General features: G+C 60.8%; 25 protein-coding genes. 14 read left to right on the forward strand and 11 right to left on the reverse strand.

The features are described from left to right. Positions 1–93 precede the first annotated feature (93 nt). Positions 94–915, forward strand: coding sequence for an ABC transporter substrate-binding protein (locus AC5PZ0_RS06885; protein WP_027592109.1), 822 nt, complete (start codon positions 94–96; stop codon positions 913–915). Then, positions 912–1,733 (forward strand): amino acid ABC transporter permease, encoded by an 822-nt coding sequence (locus AC5PZ0_RS06890; RefSeq protein ID WP_027592108.1) that lies wholly within the window; start codon positions 912–914, stop codon positions 1,731–1,733. The genes AC5PZ0_RS06885 and AC5PZ0_RS06890 overlap by 4 nt, the downstream gene beginning before the upstream one ends. Before the next feature lie 133 nt (positions 1,734–1,866). Here the strand turns inward: AC5PZ0_RS06890 and oadA are convergent, their stop codons facing one another. Together oadA and AC5PZ0_RS06900 are read right to left on the reverse strand one after the other, a co-directional pair. Then, a complete protein-coding gene (gene oadA / locus AC5PZ0_RS06895; RefSeq protein ID WP_027592105.1) occupies positions 1,867–3,675 on the reverse strand; it encodes a sodium-extruding oxaloacetate decarboxylase subunit alpha in 1,809 nt (602 codons plus the stop codon). Positions 3,676–3,686: 11 nt separating this feature from the next. Beyond that, on the reverse strand, positions 3,687–5,102 hold the full coding sequence (locus AC5PZ0_RS06900; RefSeq protein WP_027592104.1) for an acetyl-CoA carboxylase biotin carboxylase subunit: 1,416 nt from the start codon (positions 5,100–5,102) through the stop codon (positions 3,687–3,689). A 189-nt stretch (positions 5,103–5,291) separates the two neighbouring features. Between AC5PZ0_RS06900 and AC5PZ0_RS06905 the strand changes: the two genes are divergently transcribed. Then, a complete protein-coding gene (locus AC5PZ0_RS06905; protein WP_027592103.1) occupies positions 5,292–6,254 on the forward strand; it encodes a LysR family transcriptional regulator in 963 nt (320 codons plus the stop codon). Here the strand turns inward: AC5PZ0_RS06905 and AC5PZ0_RS06910 are convergent. Continuing rightward, positions 6,196–6,414, reverse strand: coding sequence for a PA3496 family putative envelope integrity protein (locus tag AC5PZ0_RS06910; protein ID WP_081717438.1), 219 nt, complete (start codon positions 6,412–6,414; stop codon positions 6,196–6,198). The two genes, AC5PZ0_RS06905 and AC5PZ0_RS06910, sit on opposite strands and share 59 nt — an antisense overlap. Before the next feature lie 243 nt (positions 6,415–6,657). Then, the gene (gene hexR / locus AC5PZ0_RS06915; protein ID WP_027592102.1) at positions 6,658–7,524 is read right to left on the reverse strand and encodes a transcriptional regulator HexR; all 867 of its coding nucleotides are present in this window, start codon (positions 7,522–7,524) and stop codon (positions 6,658–6,660) included. A gap of 103 nt (positions 7,525–7,627) precedes the next feature. Here hexR and zwf point away from each other — a divergent pair, with 103 nt between their 5' ends. The 5 genes from zwf (at position 7,628) to AC5PZ0_RS06940 (ending at position 13,268) form a co-directional block, all read left to right on the forward strand. Further along, on the forward strand, positions 7,628–9,070 hold the full coding sequence (gene zwf / locus AC5PZ0_RS06920) for a glucose-6-phosphate dehydrogenase (RefSeq protein WP_027592101.1): 1,443 nt from the start codon (positions 7,628–7,630) through the stop codon (positions 9,068–9,070). 85 nt (positions 9,071–9,155) lie between these two features. Further along, complete coding sequence (locus tag AC5PZ0_RS06925) at positions 9,156–9,473, forward strand: hypothetical protein (protein ID WP_027592100.1); 318 nt, start codon at positions 9,156–9,158, stop codon at positions 9,471–9,473. Positions 9,474–9,595: 122 nt separating this feature from the next. Further along, entirely contained in the window at positions 9,596–11,779 is a 2,184-nt protein-coding gene (uvrD, locus tag AC5PZ0_RS06930; RefSeq protein ID WP_099430829.1) for a DNA helicase II, read from the forward strand. Between the two features lie 113 nt (positions 11,780–11,892). Beyond that, a complete protein-coding gene (locus tag AC5PZ0_RS06935) occupies positions 11,893–12,747 on the forward strand; it encodes a Tim44 domain-containing protein (protein WP_027592098.1) in 855 nt (284 codons plus the stop codon). Between the two features lie 113 nt (positions 12,748–12,860). Continuing rightward, positions 12,861–13,268 (forward strand): SMI1/KNR4 family protein, encoded by a 408-nt coding sequence (locus AC5PZ0_RS06940; RefSeq protein ID WP_099455749.1) that lies wholly within the window; start codon positions 12,861–12,863, stop codon positions 13,266–13,268. A 156-nt stretch (positions 13,269–13,424) separates the two neighbouring features. Here the strand turns inward: AC5PZ0_RS06940 and AC5PZ0_RS06945 are convergent, their stop codons facing one another. Then, on the reverse strand, positions 13,425–15,185 hold the full coding sequence (locus AC5PZ0_RS06945; protein ID WP_099430831.1) for a cation:proton antiporter: 1,761 nt from the start codon (positions 15,183–15,185) through the stop codon (positions 13,425–13,427). A gap of 323 nt (positions 15,186–15,508) precedes the next feature. On the opposite strand from AC5PZ0_RS06945, the gene AC5PZ0_RS06950 reads away from it, so the two are divergent. After that, a complete protein-coding gene (locus AC5PZ0_RS06950) occupies positions 15,509–15,994 on the forward strand; it encodes an acyl-CoA thioesterase (protein ID WP_027592095.1) in 486 nt (161 codons plus the stop codon). On the opposite strand, the gene pdxY is transcribed toward AC5PZ0_RS06950, so the two are convergent. Beyond that, positions 15,991–16,863, reverse strand: coding sequence for a pyridoxal kinase PdxY (gene pdxY / locus AC5PZ0_RS06955; RefSeq protein WP_085272148.1), 873 nt, complete (start codon positions 16,861–16,863; stop codon positions 15,991–15,993). The genes AC5PZ0_RS06950 and pdxY overlap by 4 nt on opposite strands. A 120-nt stretch (positions 16,864–16,983) precedes the next feature. Between pdxY and AC5PZ0_RS06960 the strand changes: the two genes are divergently transcribed. Beyond that, a complete protein-coding gene (locus AC5PZ0_RS06960; protein WP_027592093.1) occupies positions 16,984–17,373 on the forward strand; it encodes a DUF3301 domain-containing protein in 390 nt (129 codons plus the stop codon). Here the strand turns inward: AC5PZ0_RS06960 and AC5PZ0_RS06965 are convergent, their stop codons facing one another. From AC5PZ0_RS06965 to zigA, 3 genes are read right to left on the reverse strand one after another with little or no spacing between them, the layout of a single operon-like run. Beyond that, positions 17,374–18,345, reverse strand: a complete 972-nt coding sequence (locus tag AC5PZ0_RS06965; RefSeq protein ID WP_493854576.1) for a CobW family GTP-binding protein — start codon at positions 18,343–18,345, stop codon at positions 17,374–17,376. A 40-nt stretch (positions 18,346–18,385) separates the two neighbouring features. Beyond that, the gene (locus tag AC5PZ0_RS06970; RefSeq protein ID WP_493854577.1) at positions 18,386–19,012 is read right to left on the reverse strand and encodes a DUF1826 domain-containing protein; all 627 of its coding nucleotides are present in this window, start codon (positions 19,010–19,012) and stop codon (positions 18,386–18,388) included. Beyond that, the gene (gene zigA / locus AC5PZ0_RS06975) at positions 19,009–20,217 is read right to left on the reverse strand and encodes a zinc metallochaperone GTPase ZigA (protein ID WP_493854578.1); all 1,209 of its coding nucleotides are present in this window, start codon (positions 20,215–20,217) and stop codon (positions 19,009–19,011) included. The genes AC5PZ0_RS06970 and zigA overlap by 4 nt, the downstream gene beginning before the upstream one ends. A gap of 108 nt (positions 20,218–20,325) precedes the next feature. Here zigA and AC5PZ0_RS06980 point away from each other — a divergent pair, with 108 nt between their 5' ends. Then, entirely contained in the window at positions 20,326–20,712 is a 387-nt protein-coding gene (locus AC5PZ0_RS06980; RefSeq protein ID WP_493854579.1) for a glutamine synthetase, read from the forward strand. Positions 20,713–20,733: 21 nt separating this feature from the next. Continuing rightward, positions 20,734–21,639, forward strand: a complete 906-nt coding sequence (gene folE2 / locus AC5PZ0_RS06985; RefSeq protein WP_493854580.1) for a GTP cyclohydrolase FolE2 — start codon at positions 20,734–20,736, stop codon at positions 21,637–21,639. Here folE2 and AC5PZ0_RS06990 read toward each other — a convergent pair. Continuing rightward, a complete protein-coding gene (locus tag AC5PZ0_RS06990; RefSeq protein WP_099430837.1) occupies positions 21,623–22,150 on the reverse strand; it encodes a DUF3617 domain-containing protein in 528 nt (175 codons plus the stop codon). The two genes, folE2 and AC5PZ0_RS06990, sit on opposite strands and share 17 nt — an antisense overlap. Positions 22,151–22,281: 131 nt before the next feature. Between AC5PZ0_RS06990 and cls the strand changes: the two genes are divergently transcribed. Continuing rightward, the gene (gene cls, locus AC5PZ0_RS06995; RefSeq protein WP_027592086.1) at positions 22,282–23,721 is read left to right on the forward strand and encodes a cardiolipin synthase; all 1,440 of its coding nucleotides are present in this window, start codon (positions 22,282–22,284) and stop codon (positions 23,719–23,721) included. Between the two features lie 430 nt (positions 23,722–24,151). On the opposite strand, the gene cfaB is transcribed toward cls, so the two are convergent. Continuing rightward, the gene (cfaB, locus tag AC5PZ0_RS07000) at positions 24,152–25,336 is read right to left on the reverse strand and encodes a C17 cyclopropane fatty acid synthase CfaB (RefSeq protein ID WP_027592085.1); all 1,185 of its coding nucleotides are present in this window, start codon (positions 25,334–25,336) and stop codon (positions 24,152–24,154) included. Positions 25,337–25,544: 208 nt separating this feature from the next. Between cfaB and lpdA the strand changes: the two genes are divergently transcribed. After that, positions 25,545–26,945, forward strand: coding sequence for a dihydrolipoyl dehydrogenase (gene lpdA, locus AC5PZ0_RS07005; protein WP_085272144.1), 1,401 nt, complete (start codon positions 25,545–25,547; stop codon positions 26,943–26,945). The last annotated feature ends 51 nt before the right edge of the window (positions 26,946–26,996 follow it).

The following is a 26,996-nucleotide window of genomic DNA, read 5'->3' on the forward strand; positions in this document are numbered from 1 at the left end:
TATATGTTTATGAATAAAATTCATTAGTGTGCAACTTGTTATAACTATTAAATACCCAGCACCGATTGTCCAACAACTTTTTCAGGTACTTCCATGCGCTTGCTTACCTTGCTCGGCACCGGCCTCATCGCCCTGTGTGCCACCACTCAAGCCTTCGCAGGCGCCACGTTGGACCGAGTGGAATCGCGCAAGGAAATGGTCAACGTGCTGATGGAAAGCTATCCGCCGTTCTCGTTCCTGAACGCGCAGAACCAGCTCGATGGTTTTGACGTGGATGTGGCCAAGGCCGTGGCCGAAAAGCTGGGCGTCAAGCTGCGCCTGGAAACGCCGTCCTGGGATGTGATTGCCGCGGGCCGCTGGAGTGGCCGCTACGACCTTTGCATCTGCTCCATGACGCCAAGCAAGGCGCGCGCCGAGGTGTTTGATTTCCCGGTCGAGTACTACGCCTCGCCCGCCGTGATCGTGGTCAACGCCAAGGACGATCGCATTCATTCGGCCAAGGACCTGGATGGCCGCAAGGTCGGCTTGACCAGCGCATCCAGCTACGAGAGCTACCTGAACAAGAACCTGGTCATCGAAGGCAACGAAGACAAAAAAATCGATTACCCCTTCGAAATGGTGCAAATCGCCCCCTACGACACCGACAACGTCGCCTTCCAGGACCTGGGCCTGGGTGCCGGCGTGCGCCTGGACGCGATCCTGACCAACCTGGTCACCGCCCAGCCCCGCCTCGACCAGGACAAACGCTTCAAACTGGCCGGCGCGCCGCTTTATGAAGAACCCAACTCGGTGGCCATCGAAAAAGGCGACCCGGAGTGGGATGCCAAGCTGCGCCAAGTTTTTGCCGAGCTCAAGGCCGACGGTACCTTGGCCAAGCTGTCCCAGAAATGGATCGGCGCCGATATCAGTAAATGAGTGCTCATCAACCTGCCCCTCGCCCGACTGCCAAAGCCTCGGGCGCTGGACTGTTCGGATTCCGCACACGCCTATACCTGACCTGGGTTGGGCTGTTTGTGCTATTTGCCGCGTTTTTCCTGAGCTTTGACCTCAAGTTTTCGATCATTGTCGAGAAATTCCCGTATCTGGCGGGGTTCAAGCTGGGGCCGAACGGCTTCTTGCAGGGCGCGGCGCTGACCCTGTTCCTGTGCGTGTGCTCCATCGTCGTTTCCGTGGCACTGGGCTTCGCTGCAGCGCTGGCACGCCTGTCGAGCAGCGCAGTGCTGCTGGGCATCGCCAGCTTCTACACGTCGTTCTTCCGTGGCACACCGCTGCTGATCCAGATCCTGCTGATCTACCTGGGCTTGCCGCAGCTCGGTGTGGTGCCTGGGGCCATCAGTGCCGGCATCATCGCCCTGTCGCTGAACTATGGCGCCTACCTCAGCGAAATCTTCCGAGCCGGCATTCTTGGCGTGGCCCCCGGGCAACGCCAGGCGGCGATGGCGCTAGGCCTCGGCCCTGCGCAGATCTTCTGGCACGTCACCCTGCCCCAGGCCATGCGCACCATCATCCCGCCAAGCGCCAACCAGTTCATTTCGATGCTCAAGGACTCGTCGCTGATTTCGGTGATGGGCGTGTGGGAAGTGATGTTCCTGGCCCAGTCCTATGGCCGTTCCAGCTACCGCTACCTGGAGATGCTGACGACCGCAGCGGTGATCTACTGGGTGCTGTCGATTTTGCTGGAACTGGTGCAGGCCAAGCTGGAGCGGCATTTTGGCAAGGGCTATCAGCACTGAAAGCCGGCATCGTACAGATATGCATTAAATTGCATATCTTCGCCATGCATCGCTAAAAATATGCAATTTAATGCATAAAAAAGGGGAGCATCCGCTCCCCAGAGGTAAACCGCTTTTTAGATAAAGGTTTCTATCAACCTTCGATCTCGATCAGGATCTCGCCCGGGGTCACGCGGTCGCCCTTGGCCACGTGGATGGCCACGACTTTGCCGGCGATCGCAGCCTGCACTTCGGTCTCCATCTTCATGGCTTCGGTGATCAGCACGGCCTGGCCGGCCTTGACCATGTCGCCTTCCTTGACCAGTACATCGACGATGTTGCCAGGCATGGTGGTGCTGACATGGCCGGGGTCGGTGGCCTGCTTGCGCTTGCTGCCGCCGCCGCCGACGAACTCGTTGAGCGGCTCGAACACCACTTCTTCCGGCATGCCATCGATCGACAGGTAGAAGTGACGCTTGCCCTCTGCCTTGACGCCCACACCGGTGATGTCCACACGGTAGGTTTCGCCGTGCACGTCGATGACGAACTCGGTCGGCACGCCTTCGCCGCCAGGTGCGGCAATGGCGCCAGCTTCCGGGATCGGCAACAGGGCTTCGGGGGTCAGGGTGCCGGCTTCACGCTCTTCGAGGAACTTGCGGCCGATGTCCGGGAACATGGCGAAGGTCAGCACGTCTTCTTCGCAACGCGCCAGGGCGCCGATGTCGTTACGCAGCTTGGTCATTTCTGGCTTGAGCAGGTCGGCCGGGCGCACGTCGATCACTTCTTCGCTGCCAATGGCCTGGCGGCGCAGTTGCTCGTTGACCACGCCCGGGGCCTTGCCGTAACCGCCTTGCAGGTACAGCTTCACCTCGTTGGTGATGGTCTTGTAGCGCTCGCCGGCCAGCACGTTGAAGAACGCCTGGGTACCGACGATTTGCGAAGTCGGGGTCACCAGCGGAGGGAAGCCGAGGTCTTCACGCACCCGCGGGATCTCCGCCAGCACTTCGTTCATGCGGTTGAGGGCGCCCTGCTCCTTGAGCTGGTTGGCCAGGTTGGAAATCATGCCGCCCGGCACCTGGTTGACCTGCACGCGGGTGTCCACCGCGGTGAACTCGCTTTCGAACTGGTGGTACTTCTTGCGCACGGCGTAGAAGTACAGGCCGATTTCCTGCAGCAGCTCCAGGTCCAGGCCTGTGTCGAACTCGCTGCCCTTGAGCGCCGCGACCATCGACTCGGTGCCTGGGTGGCTGGTGCCCCAGGCGAAGCTGGAGATTGCGGTGTCGATGTGGTCGGCACCGTTTTCCACGGCCTTGAGCTGGCACATGGCAGCCAGGCCGGCGGTGTCGTGGGAGTGGATGAACACCGGCAGCGACTGCTCGGCCTTCAGTGCCTTGACCAGCTCGCCCGTGGCAAACGGGGTCAGCAGGCCGGCCATGTCCTTGATCGCCACCGAGTCGCAACCCATGGCTTCCATCTGCTTGGCCTGGTTCACGAAGGCTTCGATGGTGTGCACCGGGCTGGTGGTGTAGGCGATGGTGCCCTGGGCGTGCTTGCCGGCGGCCTTGACCGCTTCGATGGCCACGCGCAGGTTACGCACATCGTTCATGGCGTCGAAGATGCGGAACACATCGATGCCGTTCACGGCAGCCTTGGCGACAAAGGCTTTGACCACGTCATCGCTGTAGTGGCGGTAGCCCAGCAGGTTCTGGCCGCGCAGCAGCATTTGCAGGCGGGTGTTGGGCAGCGCGGCGCGCAGCTTGCGCAGGCGCTCCCACGGGTCTTCCTTGAGGAAGCGCACACAGGCGTCGAAAGTGGCACCGCCCCAGACTTCCAGCGACCAGTAGCCGACTTTGTCGAGCTTTTCGCAGATCGGCAGCATGTCTTCGGTACGCATGCGGGTGGCCAGCAGGGACTGGTGGGCGTCGCGCAGGATCGTGTCGGTTACGTGGATTTTCTTGGACATTATTAGGTTCCTCACAGGCCTGCGTGGGCGGCGATGGCGGCGGCGATGGCCAGGGCCAGCTCTTCGGGTTTGCGCTTGATCGAGTAGTTGGTCAGTTCAGGGTGGCTTTCGACGAAGCTGGTGTTGAACTGGCCGCTACGGAATTCCGGGTTGCGCAGGATTTCCTGGTAATACGCCGCGGTGGTTTTCACCCCTTGCACGCGCATGTCGTCCAGGGCCCGCAGGCCGCGGTCCATGGCTTCTTCCCAGGTCAATGCCCAGACCACCAGTTTCAGGCACATGGAGTCGTAGAACGGCGGAATGGTGTAGCCGGTGTAGATGGCCGTGTCGGTGCGCACGCCTGGGCCGCCGGGTGCGTAGTAACGGGTGATCTTGCCAAAGCTGGGCAGGAAGTTGTTTTTCGGGTCTTCGGCGTTGATCCGGAACTGCAGCGCGTAGCCGCGGTGCTGGATGTCTTCCTGCTTGACCGACAGCGGCAGGCCCGACGCGATGCGGATCTGCTCACGCACGATGTCGATGCCGGTGATTTCCTCGGTGATGGTGTGCTCCACCTGCACCCGGGTGTTCATTTCCATGAAGTACACCTCGCCATCGGCGAGCAAGAACTCCACGGTACCGGCGTTTTCGTAATTCACAGCCTTGGCTGCACGCACCGCCAGGTCGCCGATGTAGGCACGCTGCTCGGGGGTGAGCTGTGGGCTTGGGGCGATCTCGATAAGCTTCTGGTTGCGGCGCTGGATGGAACAGTCGCGCTCGAACAGGTGCACCACGTTGCCGAAGCTGTCACCGAGAATCTGCGCCTCGATGTGCTTGGGGTTGACGATGCACTTTTCCAGGAACACTTCCGCCGAACCGAAGGCCTTGGTAGCCTCGGAAATCACCCGCGGGAAGTTCTGCTCCAGCTCTTCACGGCTGTTGCAACGGCGAATACCGCGGCCGCCACCGCCGGAGGTGGCCTTGAGCATCACCGGGTAACCGATGCGGTCACCTTCGCTCAGGGCTTCATGGATATCGGCAACGTTGCCTTCGGTGCCCGGTGTGACCGGGACGCCGGCCTTGATCATGGTGCGGCGCGCTTCGGTCTTGTCGCCCATGCGGCGAATGACTTCGGCAGCCGGGCCGATGAACTTGATCCCGCGCTCGGCGCAGATCTCTGCCAGTTCAGCGTTTTCCGACAAGAAACCGTAACCCGGGTGCAGGGCATCACAACCGGTTTCAACAGCGAGGTTCACCAGCTTGCGCGGGTTCAGGTACCCGGCCAGCGGCTCGGCACCGATGCTGTGGGCCTCGTCAGCGCGCTTCACGTGCAGCGCATGACGGTCGGCGTCGGAATAGATCGCTACCGAGCGAATGCCCATCTCGGCGCAGGCACGCACGATCCGAACTGCGATTTCACCTCGGTTGGCGATCAGGATTTTTTTTATCACTGGAGTCTTCCCAAAGCCGTAGGAACAGTCGAGCCGGTTCTACCGGTCGGCGCGTGACCAGACGTTGCTGGCCAGTCGCACATTCACCCTAGCGCTGTAGGTCGATAAACAAAAATCAATATTTGTTAGGGGCAGTATTAGCAAAAGCTTATAGTGCCGTAACAAGGTTTTGCCGGAGCCTGGATAAAAATGCGTAAGTCCTTGATGCGTATGACTTTACGTCAGTTACAGATCTTCAACGAAGTGTGCGATCTGCGCTCGTACAGCCGCGCGGCCGAGGAGATGGCGCTCACGCAACCCGCCGTTAGTCTACAGATCCGCCAGCTTGAAGAACTGATCGGCCAGCCGCTGTTCGAGTACGTCGGCAAGAAGCTCTACCTGACCGAAGCGGCCGAAGCGCTGCAGCGCGCCAGCCGCGACATCTTCGGCCGGCTAGAGAGCCTCGACATGCAACTTTCGGACATGCAGGGCTCACTGCAAGGGCAGCTGAAGCTGGCGATCGAGTCCAGTGCCAAGTACTTCGTGCCACACCTGTTCGCCGCCTTCAAGCAACGACACCCGGAGGTCAACCTGACGCTCACGGTGGTCAACCGCGCCCAGGCGATACGGCGCCTTTCGGACAACCGTGACGACCTGATCATCATGTCCATGGTGCCGCAGGACATGGGCCTGGAGTTTCTGCCGTTCTTGAACAACCCGATCGTCGCCGTGGCCCCGCCGGACCATCCGCTGTGCAAGCTCGAGCACCTGCGCCTGCAAGACCTTGAGCCTCATACCCTGCTGGTCCGCGAACAAGGCTCGGGCACCCGCAAGGCGTGCGAGGAGTACTTCAAGGACAAGCGCGTGCACTTCACCCAGACCCTCGAAGTGGCCTCGGCCGATGCCCAGCGCGAGTGTGTGATTGCAGGCTTGGGCATCGCCCTGCTGACCCGCCATGCGTTGAACATGGAGCTGGCCACGGGGGTGCTGAAAGAATTGCCGGTGGAAGAACTGCCGCTGTACCGAAGCTGGTGCGTGGTACAGGCCAAGGCCAAGCGGCAGTCACCGGTGGCCCTGGCATTTTTAGCGTTCATCCGCAGCGAACGCGTACTTATCAGCGCAATTGTGGAGCGTTTTTCGGGGAAGTCGCTGCCGACGCCTGCCACACCGTGAGCGCTTGTAGCTCAGGGTAGTCGGCCAAGTCACGAAGCAATTGACGCTGGTCGCAGTAGCTTTCGATCGCGCGGCGATACTCCATGCGGCGCTGATCCTTTTCCTGCTGCTTGCGAGCCTTGGCGTTGGGTTGGTACGTACCGTCGAAGTCACGAGCCATTGCCTGTCTCCCAGTTAGGATGCGGGAGTTTCAGACTGGCGCTGGCGGTTTACGGTTTTGCGGTGGGGAGGTTACAAAACCATGAATTTTCGCTGGCTTCATCGCCGGGCCTTGCGCCCGCTGCAGGAGCAGCCTTGTGCTGCGAGGAGGCCAGTGATAACAGCGAAGATTCATGGCGTTTTCACCGGCCTCTTCGCAGCGCAAGGCTGCTGCTACAAAGGGCCGTGCAGATAATCGCGAGGGTCAGTCGTCGGTAGCCTTGATCGACTTGGGCGACAACCGCAGGCTGCGCAAACTGCGCTTCACGCTCTTGAGGTGGTTGACCAGGCTCGGCCCACGCGCCATGGCAACGCCCATGGCCAGCACATCGATCACCACCAGGTGCGCAATGCGGGAGGTCAGCGGGGTGTAGATCTCGGTGTCTTCATGCACGTCGATCGCCAAGTTGACGGTGGAAAGCTCCGCCAACGGGGTTGCGCTCGGGCACAGGGTGATCAGGTTGGCGCCACTTTCACGCACCAGGTTGGCGGTGATCAGCAGGTCTTTGGAACGGCCCGACTGGGAAATGCACACCGCTACATCGCCTGGCTTCAAGGTGACCGCCGACATGGCCTGCATGTGCGGGTCGGAATAGGCGGCGGCACTGAGCAACAGGCGGAAGAATTTGTGCTGGGCATCGGCAGCCACCGCGCCCGACGCGCCAAAACCGTAGAACTCCACACGCTGCGCCTGCGCCATCGCGCTCACGGCCTGCTGCAGCGCCTGCGGGTCGAGGTGCTCGCGCACTTCCATCAGCGTGTGCAAGGTAGTGTCGAAGATCTTCAGGCTGTAATCGGCGACCGAATCATCTTCATGGATCGCGAACTGGCCAAAACTGGCCCCGGCGGCCAGGCTCTGCGCCAGCTTCAACTTGAGGTCCTGGAAACCTGAACAACCTATCGCCCGGCAGAAACGCACGATGGTCGGTTCACTGATACCCACGTTGTGCGCCAAATCGGCCATCGAGCTGTGCATGACGGCAGCCGGGTCTAGCAGCACGTGGTCGGCCACTTTCAGTTCCGATTTGCGCAGCAGGTGGCGCGATTGGGCGATATGTTGCAACAGATTCACGGGCTGGACTCGGTTATGATCGGCTGGCCGGGATGTAGCTTTCTTGTAGTTATACTACATGGGCGCCAACCCGCCCAGTTAAACGAACGTGGAGAGTGGTGGTTTGACTATTCCTTGCGACATTCTGGTCTTCGGTGGTACCGGCGATCTGGCCCTGCACAAACTGCTTCCAGCGCTCTATCACCTGTTTCGCGAGGCTCGCCTGAACAACGCCGTGCGGATCATCGCCCTGGCGCGGCGCAACCTGCCACGTAACGACTACTTGAAGCTCGCCGAGCGCCACTGCCGGGCGCAGATTGCCCGTAATGACTTCGACGAAGAGGTCTGGCAGCGGTTCTCCGCCCGGCTCGACTACTTCGCCATGGACGCTGCGCAAAGCGCCGACTTCGGCCGCCTGGCACGCTACCTCGGCGAACCCGGCGGGCTGACGCGGATCTTCTACCTGGCCACCGCCCCCAACCTGTTCGTGCCCATCGCCAACCACCTGCGCATCGCCGGCCTGGCCGACCCCGAGGCCCGTATCGTGCTGGAAAAACCGATCGGCCATTCACACGCGTCCGCCACGGCCATCAATGAAGCGATTGGCGCGGTGTTCGAGGAAGCCCAGGTGTTCCGCATCGACCACTACCTGGGCAAGGAGACCGTGCAGAACCTGATGGCCCTGCGTTTCGCCAACGCCCTGCTGGAGCCGGTCTGGCGCAACAGCCAGGTGGACCATGTGCAGATCAGCGTCTGCGAAACCCTGGGTGTAGAGAACCGCGGCGGCTACTACGACCGCGCTGGCGCGACCCGCGACATGCTGCAGAACCACCTGCTGCAGTTGCTGTGCCTGGTGGCCATGGAGCCGCCGGCGCAGTTCGAGGCCGAGGCGGTGCGGGACGAGAAAGTGAAGATTCTACGTGCCCTGAAGCCGATCACCGGCCAGGACGTACAGGACACCACCGTACGCGGCCAATATGGCGCCGGGCGCATCGGCGGGCAGGAAGTGCCGGCGTACTACTTCGAAAAAGACGTGGACAACGACAGCGACACCGAGACCTTCGTTGCCGTGCAGGCCCACATCGATAACTGGCGCTGGGCCGGCGTGCCCTTTTACCTGCGCACCGGCAAACGCATGGCGCGGCGCTCGTCGCAGATCGTCATCCAGTTCAAGCCAGTGCCCCACGAGCTGTTCAACGGCGGCCAGGTCAACCAACTGCTGATCCAGCTGCAGCCTGAAGAACGTATCAGCTTGCGCATGATGACCAAGAGCCCTGGCAAGGGCATGCGCCTGGAGCCGGTCGACCTGGACCTGAACCTGGCTCAGGTATTTGGCCAAACGCGCCGCTGGGACGCCTATGAACGGCTGTTGCTGGACATTTTGGAGGGTGATTCGACGCTGTTCATGCGCCGCGATGAGGTCGAAGCGGCCTGGGCCTGGATCGACCCGATCATCAAGGGCTGGGAGGAGCACTTCCAGGCTCCACGCCCCTACGCGGCTGGCAGTAACGGGCCTGAGCAGGCCAACAGCCTGCTGGCGCACCAGGGCAGGCATTGGCACAGCTGAACTGTTTCTGGCTGCGATGATGTTCGTGGGTGCATGACCCTGTGCTCACGCGGCACTTCGTCGCGCAACTTCGGAGAACAGAAACATGACCCTCGACACCAAAGGCTGGGTTGCCCAAATGGACAACATGCCTGGCGCTACCGCATTTCGCGTATCTGGCAGCGTCATGGTTGGCCACCCCGGTATCCACCCGACCCTGAGCCTGCGCAAGATACAAGACAAGTCCTTCGCGCTGGCACTTGAATTGACGCTCGAAACCGACCAAGGCATTTATCCACAGGTGGTCACGCAAAAGCCGGTGAGCTTCAACATGCCAGGCGACCACAGCAACATCCCCAAGGTAGACATCTTTCACGATGGCGCCCTGATCACCAGCATCAGCGAGATCATGGTGACCTACTGAGCACCCGGCCTGCCTTTAAGGCAGGCCCTTGCTCGGGCACTCGGATGAACGGTGGGCCTGCAGGGTGAACATTTATACAGTAGACGTTTGCCCCATCCCTTGCCTCGCCCTAGAATGGCCCGATGCGCACAGATGACCTCTCCCTCCTGCTGAACTCCCTCAATGACGCCCAACGCCAGGCCGTAGCCGCCTCGCTCGGGCGTCAACTGGTGCTTGCCGGCGCCGGTTCCGGTAAAACCCGCGTGCTGGTGCACCGCATCGCCTGGCTGATCCAGGTCGAGCAGGCCTCGCCGCACTCGATCTTGTCGGTGACCTTCACCAACAAGGCCGCGGCAGAAATGCGCCAGCGGATCGAGCAGTTGCTGGGGATAAACCCGGCGGGCATGTGGGTGGGCACGTTCCACGGCCTGGCCCATCGCCTGCTGCGCGCGCACTGGCAGGAAGCCCGGCTGGTGCAGAACTTCCAGATTCTCGACAGCGATGACCAGCAGCGCCTGGTCAAGCGGGTGATGCGCGAGCTTGGCCTCGATGAGCAGAAGTGGCCAGCACGCCAGGCGCAGTGGTTCATCAACGGGCAGAAAGACGAAGGCCTGCGCCCCCAGCATATCCAGCCCGGCGGTGACCTGTTCCTGTCGACCATGCGCGACGTCTACACCGCCTACGAACAGGCCTGTGAGCGCGCCGGGGTCATCGACTTCTCCGAGCTGCTGCTGCGTGCCCTGGACCTGTGGCGCGATCACCCTGGCCTGCTGGAGCATTACCAGCGGCGCTTCCGTCATGTGCTGGTGGACGAGTTCCAGGACACCAACGCCGTGCAGTACGCCTGGTTGCGCCTGCTCGCGCGCGGTGGCGACAGCCTGATGGCGGTGGGTGACGACGACCAGTCGATCTACGGCTGGCGCGGCGCCAAGATCGAAAACATCCACCAGTACACAGCCGACTTCCCCGACGCCGAGATGATCCGCCTGGAGCAGAACTACCGCTCCACCGGCGGCATCCTCAAGGCAGCCAACGCCTTGATCGCCAACAACAGTGGGCGCCTGGGCAAAGAGCTGTGGACCGACATGGGCGAAGGCGAACCGCTGACCCTGTACGCGGCCTACAACGAACACGATGAAGCGCGCTACGTGGTGGAAACCATCGAGAGCCTGATCAAGCAAGGCAATGCGCGCAACGAAATCGCCATTCTGTACCGCTCCAACGCCCAGTCGCGCGTGCTGGAAGAAGCCCTGCTGCGCGAACGCATTCCGTACCGCATCTACGGCGGCCAGCGCTTCTTCGAACGTGCCGAAATCAAGAACGCCATGGCCTACCTGCGCCTGCTCGAAGGCCGTGGCAATGATGCAGCGCTGGAGCGGGTCATCAACGTGCCACCGCGCGGTATCGGCGAAAAAACCGTCGAAGCCATCCGCGACCACGCCCGCCACAGCCAGCTGTCGATGTGGGAGGCGATGTGCCAACTGATCGCCGCCAAAGCCCTCAAGGGCCGCGCCGCCAGCGCCCTGGGGGCGTTCATCGAGTTGATCGAGGGCTTGGCCGCCAAGGTTGTGGACATGCCACTGCATACCATGACCCAGGTCACCATCGAACAGTCCGGCCTGATCCTCTATCACCAGGAAGAAAAGGGTGAAAAGGGCCAGGCACGGGTAGAAAACCTTGAGGAACTGGTCAGCGCTGCGCGCAATTTCGAGTCCAGCGACGAAGACGCCGACCTCTCGCCGCTCTCCGCCTTCCTTGGCCACGCGTCGCTCGAAGCGGGCGATACCCAGGCCGACGAGCATGAAGACAGCATTCAGCTGATGACCTTGCACAGCGCCAAAGGCCTGGAATTCCCCTACGTGTTCCTGGTGGGCATGGAAGAAGGCCTGTTCCCGCACAAGATGAGCCTGGAAGAGCCTGGCCGCCTTGAAGAGGAACGTCGCCTGGCCTACGTGGGCATTACTCGCGCGATGCGCCAGCTGGTCATGACCTACGCCGAGACACGTCGCCTGTATGGCAGCGAGACCTACAACAAGGTGTCGCGTTTCGTACGCGAGATTCCGGCAGGCCTGGTCCAGGAAGTGCGCCTGTCCAACAGCGTCAGCCGCCCGTTCGGCGGGGCGAAGGCCACCACCAGCAACCTGTTCGCCAATGCCAACATTCCGCAGACCGCCTTCAATCTCGGGCAGCGGGTGCAGCATGCGGTGTTCGGCGAAGGGGTTATCCTCAACTTCGAAGGCTCTGGCGCCCAAGCACGTGTGCAGGTGAATTTTGCCGAAGGCAGCAAGTGGCTGATGCTGGGGTACGCCAAGCTCGAGGCGGTGTAGGCACCGCCTTGTAACATTCAGGCAAAAGCTCGAAACATTATGTCGCTGGTCATGTGCCCGGGAACCTGTGCACCATGACGCGCGTGCAATCCACAACAGGGGATATCCCACTTATGCAACGTTTTCTTAGCATCGCTCTGGCGCTCTGCGTCGGCTTGACGCTGAGCCTGGACGCCAACGCCAAGCGGTTCGGCGGCGGCAAGAGCTCGGGCTCCGCGCCTATTCACCAGACCCGTCAGGCCACGCCAACCACGCCTGCCGCCGCGCCGACCGCGCCAGGCCGTGCACCGGCTGCCGCCAGCGGTGCTTCGCGCTGGCTGGGCCCACTGGCCGGCCTCGCCGCCGGTGGCCTGCTGGCCTCCATGTTCATGGGTGACGGCTTCCAGGGCATGCAGATCATGGACTTCCTGATCATGGGCCTGATCGCCTTCCTGGTGTTCCGCTTCATTGCCGCGCGTCGCCGCCAGCAGCAGCCGCAAATGGCCGCACCGGGCCATGCGCCGTTCCAGCGTGAAGCCCACGCACAGCCTGCCCAGCCGTCGGTCTTCGGTGGTTCGGCCGCACCTGCCGCTGCAGCCGCTCCGGTGATCAACGCACCGGCCTGGTTCAACGAGCAGAGCTTCCTGGCTGCCGCGCAAAGCCACTTCCAGTCGCTGCAGCAGCACTGGGATGCCAACGAGATGGACAAGATCGCCGAGTTCGTCACGCCGCAGATGCTCGAGTTCCTCAAGCGCGAACGTGCCGAGTTGGGTGATGGCTTCCAGGCCACCTACATCGACAACCTCGAAGTGCAGCTGGACGGTGTAGACGACCGCGCCGACCGTACCGACGCCACCCTGACCTTCCGTGGCGTGTCGAAGACCTCGCGCTTCGACCAGGGCGAAGTGTTCAGCGAAAGCTGGCACATGGTTCGCGCCCAGGGCGAGAACCAGCCTTGGCTGGTCGCCGGTATCCGTCAAAACGGCTAACCGACAGGCGCACTACAAAAACCCCGGGCCTTGTCCCGGGGTTTTTGCTTTTGCCACAGTGGGCTACTAGGGTATAACGCGCAGCGTTGTCATCAGGTAAGAGGAAGTGAACCGTGGAAGAAGTGATCGAACAACTCCGTGAAGCCAATGAGCCGGTACCGGTACCTTTGGAGCTTCCCGATGAAGATCAGCTGGTAGAAATCGAAGAGCAGCTGTTCATCAACATTCCCTTCGTGTTCAAGGAGTTCCTGCTGACCGTCAGTGATGTGGTCTACGGCTCCCTGGAACCGGTCACGGTCACCGACCCGCAGTCGCATACCTACCTGCCGGATGTTGCATCCAATGCGTGGGATGCCGGCGTGCCGCGCGAGCTGATCCCGATCTGCCAGGACGGTGATAACTATTACTGCGTGGAAGAAGACGGCACTGTCGTGCTGTGGGACGCCGAAGAAGAAATCGTCCTTGAAGACAGTTGGGAGTCGGTCTGGCACTGGGCGCGGGACGTCTGGCTGGAAAGCTGATTATTCCTACAAAAGCATCAGAAATATCGCCAGGAAAAACAATGGCTCATAGCCATTAATGCGATTAAAATCGCCAGGCTTTCTGCGCCTGGCGACATCGCTACCGCTCCATCCCCTCGGACGACGGTGAAATCTTGCGCAGGGAGCATTACCTCCTCAGTGCGAATTCTCGCGGCTGTTCTCCAGCGTCTCCAGCAAGGCAATCTGCATGCGCGTGTGCACGCGGATAAACCAACGCCACAGCAAAGCCACCACCACTGCCGCCACCACCGCAATGACCAATAACAGTTCACTGGTAGGCAGGATGCTCGCCGACAGCGCCGACAACAGCAGGAAGATCACCAGCAGCGACAGCAGCGGGATCACCTCGGCAATCACACGCCGCACACGCTGGGTGTGACGCCCCGCCATTTCAGGCTTAACGCCCATTTCCGCCAGTAGCATCGACAGCGCCTTGAGCTTGCGATAGGCCGCAATCAGGAACGGCAGCGACAGCAGCAATGCCGCCCCCCAGATCATCGCCTTTTGCTGGCTGACATCGGTGAACCACTCACTGAGCCAGTTGCCAATGCGCCCAGCGAAGTAACCACCGCTGAAGAAGATGGCAATCACCAGCGCCAGGTTAACGCCAACCTGCAACAGGATGCGGCGGATCATGGCTGCCAGCATGGCACCCTCACCTTGCGGCTGAATGTTGCGCAACCATTCGCCATACAGCGACAGCACACGCGCCAGACGGCTCGGCACCACCTTACCCAGCTTCAATGACAGGGGGTCGGCCGCACGGATCAGATAAGGCGTCAGCAGCGTGGTAATGGCCGAAACAGCAACCGCCACTGGATAAAGGAAATCACTGGTGACCTGCAGGGTCATGCCCAGCGCGGCGATGATGAACGAGAACTCGCCGATCTGCGAAAGCCCCATGCCGACACGCAACGAAGTGCGGCCATCATTGCCCGCGATAAACGCCCCCATGCCACAGGACAGCATCTTGCCAAGTACTACCGCCAAGGTGATGACCACGATCGGCCAGGCGTAGTCGATCAGTACCTGAGGGTCGATCATCAGGCCGATGGCGACAAAGAAAATGGCGCTGAACAGATCACGTACCGGCTCGATCAATTGCTCGATCTTCAGCAGCTGGCGCGACTCGGCCATGATCGCGCCAATCAGGAAGGCGCCCAGGACCATGCTGTATTCCAGCTTCACCACCAGCAGGCAGAACCCGAAACACAGGCCCAACACGGTAATCAGCAACATCTCGTTGCTTTCGAATTTCGCCACATAGGCCAACAGCCGTGGCACCAGCAAGATGCCGATGACCAGCGCGACAATCATGAACAGCGACAGCTTGCCGACCGTGGAAAACACCTCGCCAGAGCTGACCGTGCCGCTGACGGCGATGCCCGAGAGCAAGGCGATGATGCCGATACCGAGGATATCCTCGACGATCAGCACGCCGAATATCAGTTGAGCGAAGCGCTCGTTCTTCATCTTCAGGTCGTTGAGCGCCTTGACGATGATGGTGGTCGAGGAGATCGCCAGGATTGCGCCGAGGAACAACGAATCCATGGTGTTCCAACCGAACCAGCGACCGATCTCGAACCCGATCCAGATCATCAGCACGATTTCCAGGAACGCCGCGATAAACGCTGTGGCGCCGACCTTGAACAGCTTGCGCAGGCTGAACTCGAGCCCCAAGCAGAACATCAGGAAGATCACCCCGAGCTCGGCGAGGGTCTTGATGGTGTCTTCATCGTGGATCAGGCCAAACGGCGGTGTGTGTGGGCCGATGATGAAGCCGGCGACGATATAGCCCAACACGACGGGTTGCTTGAGGCGGTGGAAGAGAATCGTGACCACCCCGGCAACCAGCATGATCACTGCCAGGTCCTGGATGAAGCTGATGGCATGCATGGCGCGATACTCCTTTTATCGAATGCCCGGGCAGACCGCTCCTCTGCCAAGGCAAACCGAGCGAGCAGCAAGTACATACTGTATTGAATGCAGGAAAGCCCATGTTGCATGGGCGTACTCAGGTTAACATCGCACCCCGCCGCATAACGCCGGTGCAATATGTAGAAACAGATCGGCAGGTAAACCGCCGCCGATGGCGTGATCAGCGTGACCATGGCGCATCAGCCAACGTCCCGTACCAGGCAGGCAAACTCAAAGAGGGGAAACAGAACGTGTCAGCAGATACCCGCCCCGATTCAGCGCAACCTCACCGTGAGCACACTATGGAACCTGGAAACGCCCAGCTGAGCATGACCGTCCTGATGACCCCGGACATGGCCAACTTCTCCGGCAACGTGCATGGCGGCACCTTGCTCAAGTACCTGGATGAAGTCGCCTATGCCTGTGCAAGCCGCTACGCCGGCAGCTACGTGGTGACCCTGTCGGTCGACCAGGTGATCTTCCGTGAACCCGTACACGTGGGTGAACTGGTGACGTTCCTCGCATCGGTCAACTACACCGGCAACACCTCGATGGAGGTGGGCATCAAGGTGGTGACCGAAAACATCCGGGAACGCTCGGTACGCCATTCCAACAGCTGCTTCTTCACCATGGTGGCGGTCGATGACAACCGCCGCCCGGTAGCGGTGCCGCCGCGCCAACCGCACAGCAGCGAGGAGAAGCGCCGGTTCCTGCAGGGCCAGCAACGCCGGCAAATCCGCCAGGAGCTGGAAAAGCGCTACCAGGACCTCAAGACCGACGCCGTTTAAAGCGCCAAGCGCTGCGCCTCGAAGCGCACGCGCGGGTGGGCGATACGATCCTGGGCCCGCACCAGCTGCAGTTCGTAGCTGGCACAGGCTTGGGTTTCGAGCAGCACTTCATGCACTGCCGAGGCCGTGAACTCGAATGCCTGCAGCCACGTGTCGCCAAGCAGCACACGGGCCAGGAACAGGCCGGACGTCAGGTCGCCCACGCCCACCGGCTGACGCGGGAAAGCCAGCAGCGGGCGGCGCAGGTGCCAGCTGTCTTCGGCGGTCACCAACAGCATCTCGAACTGGTCCTCGGCGCGCCCGGGATACGCCAGGTGCTTCACCAGCACCACTCTCGGCCCGCGCGCGAGCAGGCTGCGCGCCATCTGCACGCAATCTTCCAGCGACTGCGCACGGCGGCCACAAAAACTGTCCAGCTCCAGCTGATTAGGGCAAAGGATGTCGGCCCGGGCGGCCGCTTCTTCAAGCAGAAACTCGCTCACTTCCTGCGGCACGATGCAGCCTTTCTCGGGGTGGCCCATGACCGGGTCGCACAGGTACAGGGCTTTGGGGTTCACGCCCTTGATGCGCTCGACCCCCGCCAGGATCGCCCGCCCCTGTTCGGCACTGCCCAGGTAGCCAGAAAGCACCGCATCGCAGTGGCCCAGCTCGCCGATGTTGGAAATGCCTTCCACCAACGCAGGAATTTGCGCTGGAGCAAGCACGTCGCCTGCCCACTGGCCATACTGAGTATGATTGGAAAACTGCACGGTATTGAGCGGCCAGACATTGACCCCAATACGCTGCATGGGAAACACCGCGGCGCTGTTGCCGGCGTGGCCGAACACCACATGTGACTGGATGGCGAGCAGGTGCGGGGTACGTTTCATGCGGGAGATTTCCAAAGCTGTTTCAAGGATTGTGCGCAGCGCAGTATGAACTCGATTGCCACCTGTACGACAGGCCAGGGACGCAGTTAAGCTGGTTCGACCTGTTTGGAGCATACGCAAATGTTGACCCTGGAGAATCTCTTCGTCCTGATGCTGGTCGCCACGGCAGGCGCTTGGTTGTGGCACAACCATGGGTTGCGCGAGAAAGCCTTGGAGCGGGTCAAGCAGCATTGCGCCAAGCTCGACCTCGAACTGCTCGACGATGCCGTTGCCCTCAAGCGCATCGCCTTTGTCCGTGACGCCAACGGCAAAAAGCGCCTGGCGCGCATCTATGCCTTCGAGTTCACCGTGACGGGTGAGCAGCGTCACCCCGGCACCGTCACCCAGTTCGGCGCCCACAGCGTGCAGATCGAACTGGCGCCCTACCCGTTCGAGATCAAGACGCCACCGCGCACTGACAATGTGATCGAGATGCAGCAGTGGCGCCAAGAGCACAACCGCTGGCGCTGATCAACGCATAAGGCATTCCTTCAAGCCGGCCTCCAAGGCCGGCTGCGGTTGAGCGTGATCAAAAATCAGCTCGATGCGCGTATCCCTGCGCCAGTCGCTCGGCTGCCACTGCGGCAGCACCCCGTCCAGCCCATTGAAAGACTGCCAACCTTGCCCTGTGTGGATAACTCCCTTGGCACGGCGCCACGGCCAGGCGTGCAAAAACGCTAATACGCGTTGTGGATAAAATTGCTGGCTGGGATGCCAGCGCCAGCCAATACTCCAACCTCCCTCCCCTTGCTGCGCACTGCAGACTGGCTCATTGGGCTTATTCCATAGGGTTGCAGGCGTATTTCCCAGATTGTCGACAATCCTGTTATCCACATCTGGCGGCGAAATACCCCCTGTGGATGAAATCGGAAGCCGCGAAATGGGCAGCATCCCCTGGCTTGTCCAAAGAATATCTTTTTGTGGAAATCTCTTAGTTATCAACAACCTATGATATTCATCCACAGCCTCTGATTTGTTGAAAACCACTGTCTGGGAAGCCTCGAAAGCGTGCAGTTGAGCCTCTGGAAGCGGCTCGTCGCGGAGCATTTTCTGGGCATCTACAACCATGAGAAATGGCTGGATTGTCAGCACTCCAACCCAAGGCGCTTGCTGAAGTTGAGCGAGCAACTGCAACGGATGGCCTAGGCCGGAGGGCTCGATGAACAATCGATCAGGTCGGGCCTTGCGCAACAGCCGGCCCAAGCCCACCTGGAACGGCATGCCATTAACACAGCACAGGCAGCCCCCAGCGACTTCACCGATGGCGATGCCGTCCTCGTCGCGGCTTAGCAAGGCGGCATCGAGCCCCACCAGGCCGAACTCATTGATCAACACGGCCCAACGCTCACCGGCCGGGCGCTGGGCCAGCAAATGACGGAAGAGCGTGGTCTTGCCGGCGCCCAATGGGCCGGCAATCACGTGGGTAGGGATGTTCTGCAACATGGCATGGCTTCAGGCTGGAGGTTCGCCTCACTATGCGCCGTCACGCCAGCCAGTCAAGGCTGAGCAACAAGCGCCCTTGGCGCCCGGAGGGGGAGCGATGAACCAACCCAGCGCCCTCGTTTCCCTGCCACTTTTCGCCTTTCAGCACGGCCACTTCGCCTGCCTGCAGGCACTGAATGTTATCCACAGGTGGCACGGCCTGGTGTAGTTCGCGCCGATCCACAGCGCCTTCTTTCAGCCACTCGCTACCGGCGCCTGCATAGCTGGTAAGCAAGCGCACCGGCACGTGGTCCACATGGAAGCGCGGGCACATCGGCCCTTGCAGCACACGCAGGCGCAGGCCCACTCGGCGCGCGCCGAGCAGGCAGGTATAGGCAGCCACTAGCCAGCTGACATCGGCGACGAAGCTCTCATAGCCTTGCAGGTCGGCAGCTTCGCGCAACAGGCCGGTCAACGCCGGCATCTGCTGTTCGTCCACATCGATTACGCGCTGGTCAGCCAAGGGTTGGCCGAGGCTGATAACCAGCTGTGCAAAATCCTCCAGCTGGGCCGGCAAGCGCCGACGCCATACCGCCAGGTTCACGCCGTCCTGTAGAACCTCGGTCAGCACCTGGGGCGAATCACCGAACACCTGAAAGATATCCACAGGCCTGAGGGCAGGGTTCATGCTGCCGCCTCTTCATGCCAAGGGCCGAATGGATCGGGCAGACGCAACCAACCCATCGGGCCCAATTCCATTTCTGCATCCGTCAACAGGCAGCGTTCAAGCTCTGTGGATAACTTTTCGAAGTCGATATTTTGCCCGATGAACACCAATTCCTGGCGGCAGTCACCCGTCTCCACAGTCCAGTATTTCAGTATCGCCTCGGCGTTATCCACATCCTGCGGCCACTGTTCACGCGGTACGAATCGCCACCAGCGACCGGCCATGCCATGGCGCATCATGCCCCCCGCCTGAGACCAGCTACCGGCCTCCTGATACTTGCTGGCAAGCCAGAAAAAACCCTTCGAACGCAGCAGCCTGCCGTTGCTCCAGGGCTTGTGGATAAAGTCGAAAAAGCGCTGTGGATGAAGTGGTCGCCTCGCCTGCCAGGTGCTGGCCGCGATGCCGTACTCTTCGGTTTCCGGCACATGCGCGCCACGCAACTCCTGCAGCCAGCCGGGGGCTTGTGCGGCCTGGTCGAAGTCGAACAGGCCCGTGTCGAGGATGCGCGCTAGCGGTACCTCCCCCATCACCATGGGCACAATCTGCGCCCTGGCGTTGAGGCTGCGCAAAATGGCCGTGAGCTCTTCACGTTCGTGCTGGCTGATCAAGTCGATCTTGCTCAACAGCAACACGTCGGCGAACTCGACCTGCTCGATCAGCAGGTCGCTGATCGAACGCTCATCGTCATCACCCAGGGTCTCGCCACGGCTGGCCAGGCTGTCCGCTGCCTGGTAGTCGCGCATAAAGTTGAGGCCATCGACCACCGTGACCATGGTGTCCAGCCGGGCCATGTCGGACAGGCTGCGGCCCTGTTCATCGCGAAAGGTGAACGTCTCGGCCACCGGTAGCGGCTCGGATATGCCGGTGGACTCAATAAGCAAGTAATCGAAGCGCCCTTCTTCGGCTAACCGCGCCACTTCCTCGAGCAGGTCTTCGCGCAGCGTGCAGCAGATGCAGCCGTTGCTCATCTCGACGAGTTTTTCTTCTGCGCGGTTCAGGCTGACGTTGCGTTGCACCTCGCTGGCATCGATGTTGATTTCACTCATGTCGTTGACGATCACCGCGACGCGCAGGTTGTCGCGGTTACGCAGTACATGGTTGAGCAAGGTGCTTTTGCCGGCGCCAAGGAAGCCAGACAGGACGGTAACGGGGAGACGGTTGGGCATGGCGAAACCTCTTCAGGCAGACGCATTCGAAACGATGCATTGCATAATGTTATAAAGTAACAATACAATTTCGCCAAGCTGTTCTCGTCGGAAGAGTGATCGCCGGAGATGAAAATGAAGCCTCCACGCGCTGTGCTGATGCTGTTGCTGGCCATGCCCGCAACGCTGCTAGCCATGCCACAGAGCAACCCGTTGGCACTGTGTACCCGCAGCGCGACCTTGTTGGCCTGCCAGGATGGCAAGGGCAGTTACTACAGTGTGCGCACTGAAGGCAGCACGTTCTATCTGCGTGGCTATGAGCACGTGAGCCGCCGTTCATGGGCGCAAACCAACAGCCGCTATGGTGGGTTGACCTTCTACACCGGCTTGGCCAGCGACGGCGAGGCTTGGGTGGGTTATAGCCGCCGTATCGGCTGGACCACGTTGAACCGGGTGTCCAGCTCCAATGGGCAGCGCTTCAACCTGCACTGCAGCTTGATTGGCGGTTGCCGCTGATCTTTTCGTTTGGAATCACACATGACCCAACTCTCGCTTCCCGATATTGCCGCACAAGCTCAACAGTATGCATTGCCCCTCGACTGGGTAGGTATGTGCGGGATCGCTGTGCCTGTGCAATTCGAAGGTCGCATAGCCGCTGCCACTGTCGACGCGGGCGTGAGCCTGGTGGACGGCAGCTCACGTGGTATCCACATGTCGCGCCTGTACTTGGCATTGGAATCACTGGAGCATCAACCACTCACTCCCTTAGCGATTCGTCAGCTACTGGCAGATTTTCTGAGCAGCCATGAAGGGCTCTCTTCCGCTGCCTATCTGCGCCTAACCTTCGAGCACCTGCTGAAACGGCCAGCTCTGATCAGCCCATTGGCAGGTTGGAAAAGCTATCCGATTACCCTCGATGCCCGCATCGAAAGTGAAGTGTTCCACGTGGAACTATTTGTTTCTGTGCCTTACTCATCGACGTGCCCGTGCTCGGCAGCACTCGCAAGGCAGCTGATTCAGCAGCAGTTTCAGGAGGACTTTGCACAGGGGCAGTTGGATAAAGACAGCATGCTGGAGTGGCTGGGCAGCAGCCAGGGCATCGTTGCGACGCCCCATAGCCAACGCAGTAGCGCAAAAATTCACGTGCGCCTGAAGCGTAATTTGCTAGCGCTGCCGATTACCGAGTTGATCGACGGTGTTGAGACCAGTTTGGGAACGGCTGTGCAAACGGCGGTTAAACGCGCGGACGAACAGGCGTTCGCGTTGGCCAACGGGCAGAACCTCATGTTCTGCGAAGACGCCGCTCGGCGACTGCATCAATCATTGCGACAAATAGAGTGGGCCACGGCCTTCAAGCTGCGCGTGGAACATGCAGAGAGCCTGCATGCCCACGACGCAGTCGCCACCAGCCAATGGCAATGGGACCTCACGTGCGCGGTTTGACCGCGCCACAATCATTGCCCAACCAGACGGCTCGGGTGTTCATGCTGCCTTGCTGCTGCACGCCCGATGCGTTGAATGTACCACTGACCTGGGTGGTGAATTCCTTATCACTGAGGAAGGTAGCCTGCCCAGTGCCCTGAGCCTTGGGGCAGCTGAACTGGAACTTCCAGACATTACCGGTGCGGTCGGTAATCTTCTGCGTGCAACCCGACTTCGGGTCCTGCAGCGGGATATCGTTGGTTGCCACCTGCTCTTGCGTCAGGCACGAGCGCACGCCCTTGCCCCCCACTGTCACACCCTGTTTTGCCAGCACCCCTTCCATCATGGCGCGCTGCTCTGGCGGCAGGTTTTTCAACTGGCCGAGCATGAACTCCATGTCGGGTAACGGCTTGCCATCGACCTGCATGTTGCTGGTGGTCAGCTCCCACAAGCCGGGCTGCAACATCTGTGCATGCACCAATGGGCTGCTCAGGCCAAGGGCCAACGCCAACAGTGGCAGACGAATCTTCATGGACGAACGCTCCTGGAAAAAACCGGCCAACGGGCCGGGCTGAGGCTTAGACGCCAAATCCAGCTGCAGGTTGCAAGCCGCACCTGGAACGTGTTCTGTTACCCACAGTGTACTCGGCAAGCAGGATGCATATGGATTACCACAGCCCCTACTTCTTCGGTTATGTGCTCGGCCTGATTCACCTGTTGGGCATTGTCGCCGCACTGCATGCAGTGTTCACCGTGCGCACCGCCCAAGGTGCGATTGCCTGGGCCATGCCCCTGGTCTTCATTCCCTACCTGACGCTCATCCCCTACCTGATCTTCGGTGCCCGCTCCTTCTACGCCTACATCAAGGCACGGCGCCAGGCCAACCAGGAAATGCACGTGGCCATGGCCAACCTGAACTGGCGCCCCTGGGTAGAAGAGGCCCTCACCGCCCGCGAGTCGGAAAGCTATGCCGCCCTGCGCGCCATGCCCAAGCTTGGGCGTATGCCTTGCCTGGCGAACAACCAGGTAAAGCTGTTGATTGACGGCAAGGCGACTTTCGATGCCATCTTCGCCGCCATCCATCAAGCCCGCGACGTGGTGCTGGTACAGTTCTTCATCATCCACGACGACACGTTGGGCAAGGCACTGCAGCAGTTGCTGTTGCGCAAAGCGGCTGAAGGCGTGAAGGTTTTCGTCTTGTATGACCGTGTCGGCAGCCATGCCTTGCCAGCCAGCTACAGCCAGGTACTGCGTGACGGTGGCGTGGAGATTCATGCCTTCGCTACACGCCGCGGTTGGTTCAACCGCTTTCAGGTCAACTTCCGCAACCACCGCAAGATCGTCGTAGTGGATGGCCTGACGGGTTTCATCGGCGGGCACAACGTGGGTGACGAGTACTTGGGTGAGCACCCGCAACTGTCGCCCTGGCGCGATACCCATGTGCAGATCGGTGGCCCGGTACTGGCCTGTTTGCAGGAGTCGTTCGCCGAAGACTGGTACTGGGCGACGCGCCAGCTGCCGCCGTTGATCCTGCCCGACACCTACCCGGAGAACGGCGTACTGTGCCAAGCCCTCGCCAGCGGGCCGGCAGACCCACAGGAAACCTGCTCGCTGTTCTTCCTCGAAGCGATCCATTCGGCGACACGCCGGGTGTGGATCACCAGCCCCTACTTCATCCCGGACGAGGCCGTTTTTGCCGCGTTGCGTCTGGCGGTTCTGCGCGGTGTGGATGTGCGCATCCTCATTCCGTCACGGCCCGACCACCGGATCGTCTACGCCGCCTCCAGCCTGTTTGCCTTCGAAGCGGTACGTGCCGGTGTGCGCATGTTCCGTTACTTGCCGGGCTTTCTGCACCAGAAGGTGGTACTGGTGGATGACGAGGTCAGCGCGATCGGCAGTGCGAACCTGGATAACCGTTCGTTCCGCCTGAACTTCGAAATCACCTTGCTGACCGTCGATCGCGTGTTCGCCGACCAGGTCGAACAGATGCTGCTGCGTGACTTTGATCAAGCCCGGGAAATCACCCCAGAAGACAGTCTCGATACCCATCGGCTGCAACAGCTTGGGATGCGAATAGCCCGGTTGATCTCGCCGATTCTTTGAGTTGAGTTTCAAGCTTACTCATTCTTTGTAGGAGCAGCCTTGCGCTGCGAAGAGGCCGGTGCAGGCACCCGCAATCGATGGTGCTTGCACCGGCCTCTTCGCAGCACAAGGCTGCTCCTACAAAGGTTGGATGTTCAGCGGTAAAGATCCTCGCGGGTCCAAGGCAGGTCACATGGCGACCATCGGCGTAGGGCTTCACAGCCAGGATCTGGTGCACGGGCTTTGTGCACCAGAACGTGGTGCTGCGTGACTTTGATCAAGCCCGGGAAATCACGGCAGATAATGGACAGGTGCCCAAGATCTGGGGCGCAGCTCAATTCTTTGTAGGAGCAGCCTTGCGCTGCGAAGAGGCCGGTGCAGGCACCCGCAATCGATGGTGCTTGCACCGGCCTCTTCGCAGCGCAAGGCTGCTCCTACAAAGGTTGGACGTTCAGCGGTAAAGGTCCTCGCGGGTCCAAGGTAGGTCATGGTGACCATCGGCATAGGGCTTCACAGCCAAAATCTGGTGCAGGTTGATCCAGCCCTTCTCAAAGGCATAGGCACAACCGGCCAGGTACAGCCGCCAGATACGCAAGGTCTTTTCCGGCACCATGGCCGCGGCGCGGTGCAGCTGGTTCTCCAGGTTTTCGCTCCAGTGGTGCAAGGTCTTGGCGTAATGCAGGCGAAGGCTTTCTACATCGACCACCTCGAGCCCTGTTTCACAGATGCTCGCGCTGATCATCGACAGGTGGGGTAGCTCGCCATGGGGGAACACATAACGGTCGATGAACTCCCCTGCCCCCCGCCCTACCGGCCGGCCATCCACATGCTTGGCGGTGATGCCATGGTTCATCACCAAGCCACCTTCGCGCACGGCACCGAACAGCTTCTGGCAATACAACGGCAGGTTGGCATGCCCCACGTGTTCGAACATGCCGACACTGACCACCTTGTCGAAACGCCCATCCTGGGGAAGGTCACGGTAGTCGAGGATCTGCAGGTCGACCTGCTCGGCCAGCCCTTCCTCCTTCACCCGCTGACGGCCCAGCTTGAGTTGCTCCTTGCTCAAGGTAATGCCGAATACCTTGGCACCGTATTCGCGCGCGGCGAAGCGTGACAGGCCGCCCCAGCCACAGCCGACGTCCAGCAGGTAGTCGCCGGCCTGCAAGCGCAACTTGCGGCACAGGTGATCGAACTTGTCCTGTTGGGCCTGAGCCAGGGTGTTGTCTGGCTCACGGAAGTAGCCACAGGAGTAAGCCATGTCCGGGTCCAGCCACAGCTGGTAGAACGCGTTGGACAGGTCGTAGTGGTAGGAAATGGCTTCGGCATCGGTGTGTTTGTCATGGGCGGTACGCTGTGGAACAGCGTCCTCGTCGTCACTCAGCAGCGCCTCGCTGAGTTCGTCGCATACCCGAATGACCTCGCCGATATCGCCTTCAAGCTCCAGCTTGCCTTCAACGAAAGCCTCACCCAGCTCGTTCAAGCTCGGGTGGGTCAGCTGGCTGATCAGTTGAGGCTCCTTGATCAGGATCGTGACTTGCGGGCTGGGCCCAAGATCGAACTGGTTGCCGTCCCACAACTTCAGACGCAAAGGTAAGTGCAGGCTCTGCAACGCAGGTGGAAGTTGCGCAAGCATCAATGACCCTCCCTTCAGGTAACGGGGCGTCACGCCTCATAATTTCGGACGCCTCCGGATCAGGGTAGTTCATTGGTGCCGATTTTGGGCTTTACACGACGATGGTCTAGAACAAACAGACATGAAAGACACGCAGATTGTATACAACTTTAAACGCACAGACTAACCTTGTGCCCCTCTCGCGCTTCTTCATCCTGGAGTTGAACCCATGAAATCCTATGACGTGGTGATCATCGGCGGTGGCCCTGGCGGCTACAACGCGGCAATCCGTGCAGGCCAGCTGGGCCTGACCGTTGCCTGTGTGGAAGGCCGCTCGACCTTGGGCGGCACCTGCCTCAATGTCGGCTGCATGCCGTCCAAGGCGCTGCTGCATGCATCCGAGCTGTACGAGGCCGCCAGCGGCGAGGAGTTCGCCCACCTTGGTATCGAAGTGAAGCCCACCTTGAACCTCGCCCAGATGATGAAGCAGAAGGACGAGAGCGTTACCGGCCTGACCAAGGGCATCGAGTACCTGTTCCGCAAGAACAAGGTCGACTGGGTCAAGGGTTGGGGGCGTCTGGATGGCGTTGGCAAAGTCGTGGTCAAGGCCGAGGACGGCAGCGAAAGCACCCTTCACGCCAAGGACATCGTCATTGCCACCGGCTCCGAGCCCACGCCCCTGCCAGGCGTGACCATCGACAATCAGCGCATCATCGATTCGACCGGTGCCCTGTCCCTGCCCCAGGTGCCCAAGCACCTGATCGTCATCGGCGCCGGCGTCATCGGCCTCGAGCTGGGTTCGGTATGGCGCCGCCTGGGCAGCGAAGTGACTGTCATCGAATACCTCGACCGCATCTGCCCGGGCACCGATGAAGAAACCGCCAAGACCCTGCAGAAGGCCTTGGCCAAGCAAGGCATGAGCTTCAAGCTCGGCAGCAAGGTCACCCAGGCCACCTCGTCGGCCGACGGCGTCAGCCTGACGTTGGAGCCCGCCGCCGGTGGCGACGCACAAACTTTGCAGGCCGACTACGTGCTGGTGGCCATCGGTCGCCGCCCCTACACCCAGGGCCTGAACCTGGAAAGCGTAGGCCTGGCGACCGACAAGCGCGGCATGCTGAGCAACGATCATCACCGCAGCTCGGTGCCTGGCATCTGGGTGATCGGCGATGTCACCTCAGGCCCGATGCTGGCGCACAAGGCTGAAGATGAAGCGGTGTCGTGCATCGAGCGCATCGCCGGCAAGGCCCATGAGGTCAACTACAACCTGATCCCCGGTGTCATTTATACCCGCCCCGAGCTGGCCAGCGTCGGCAAGACCGAAGAACAGCTCAAGGCCGAAGGCCGCGCCTACAAGGTGGGCAAGTTCCCCTTCACCGCCAACAGCCGCGCCAAGATCAACCACGAGACCGAAGGGTTCGCCAAGGTGCTCGCCGATGCCAACACCGACGAGGTACTGGGCGTGCACCTGGTGGGCCCGAGTGTCAGTGAGATGATCGGTGAATTCTGCGTAGCCATGGAGTTCTCGGCGTCGGCAGAGGACATCGCCCTCACCTGCCACCCGCACCCGACCCGCTCCGAGGCGTTGCGCCAGGCGGCGATGAATGTGGAAGGGATGGCGATGCAGATCTGACAAAACCTCGGCCACAGGGGCCGGTGCTGGCACGGTTGATACGGAGATCAA

It is taken from the genome of Pseudomonas sp. 5.2 (assembly GCF_059025405.1).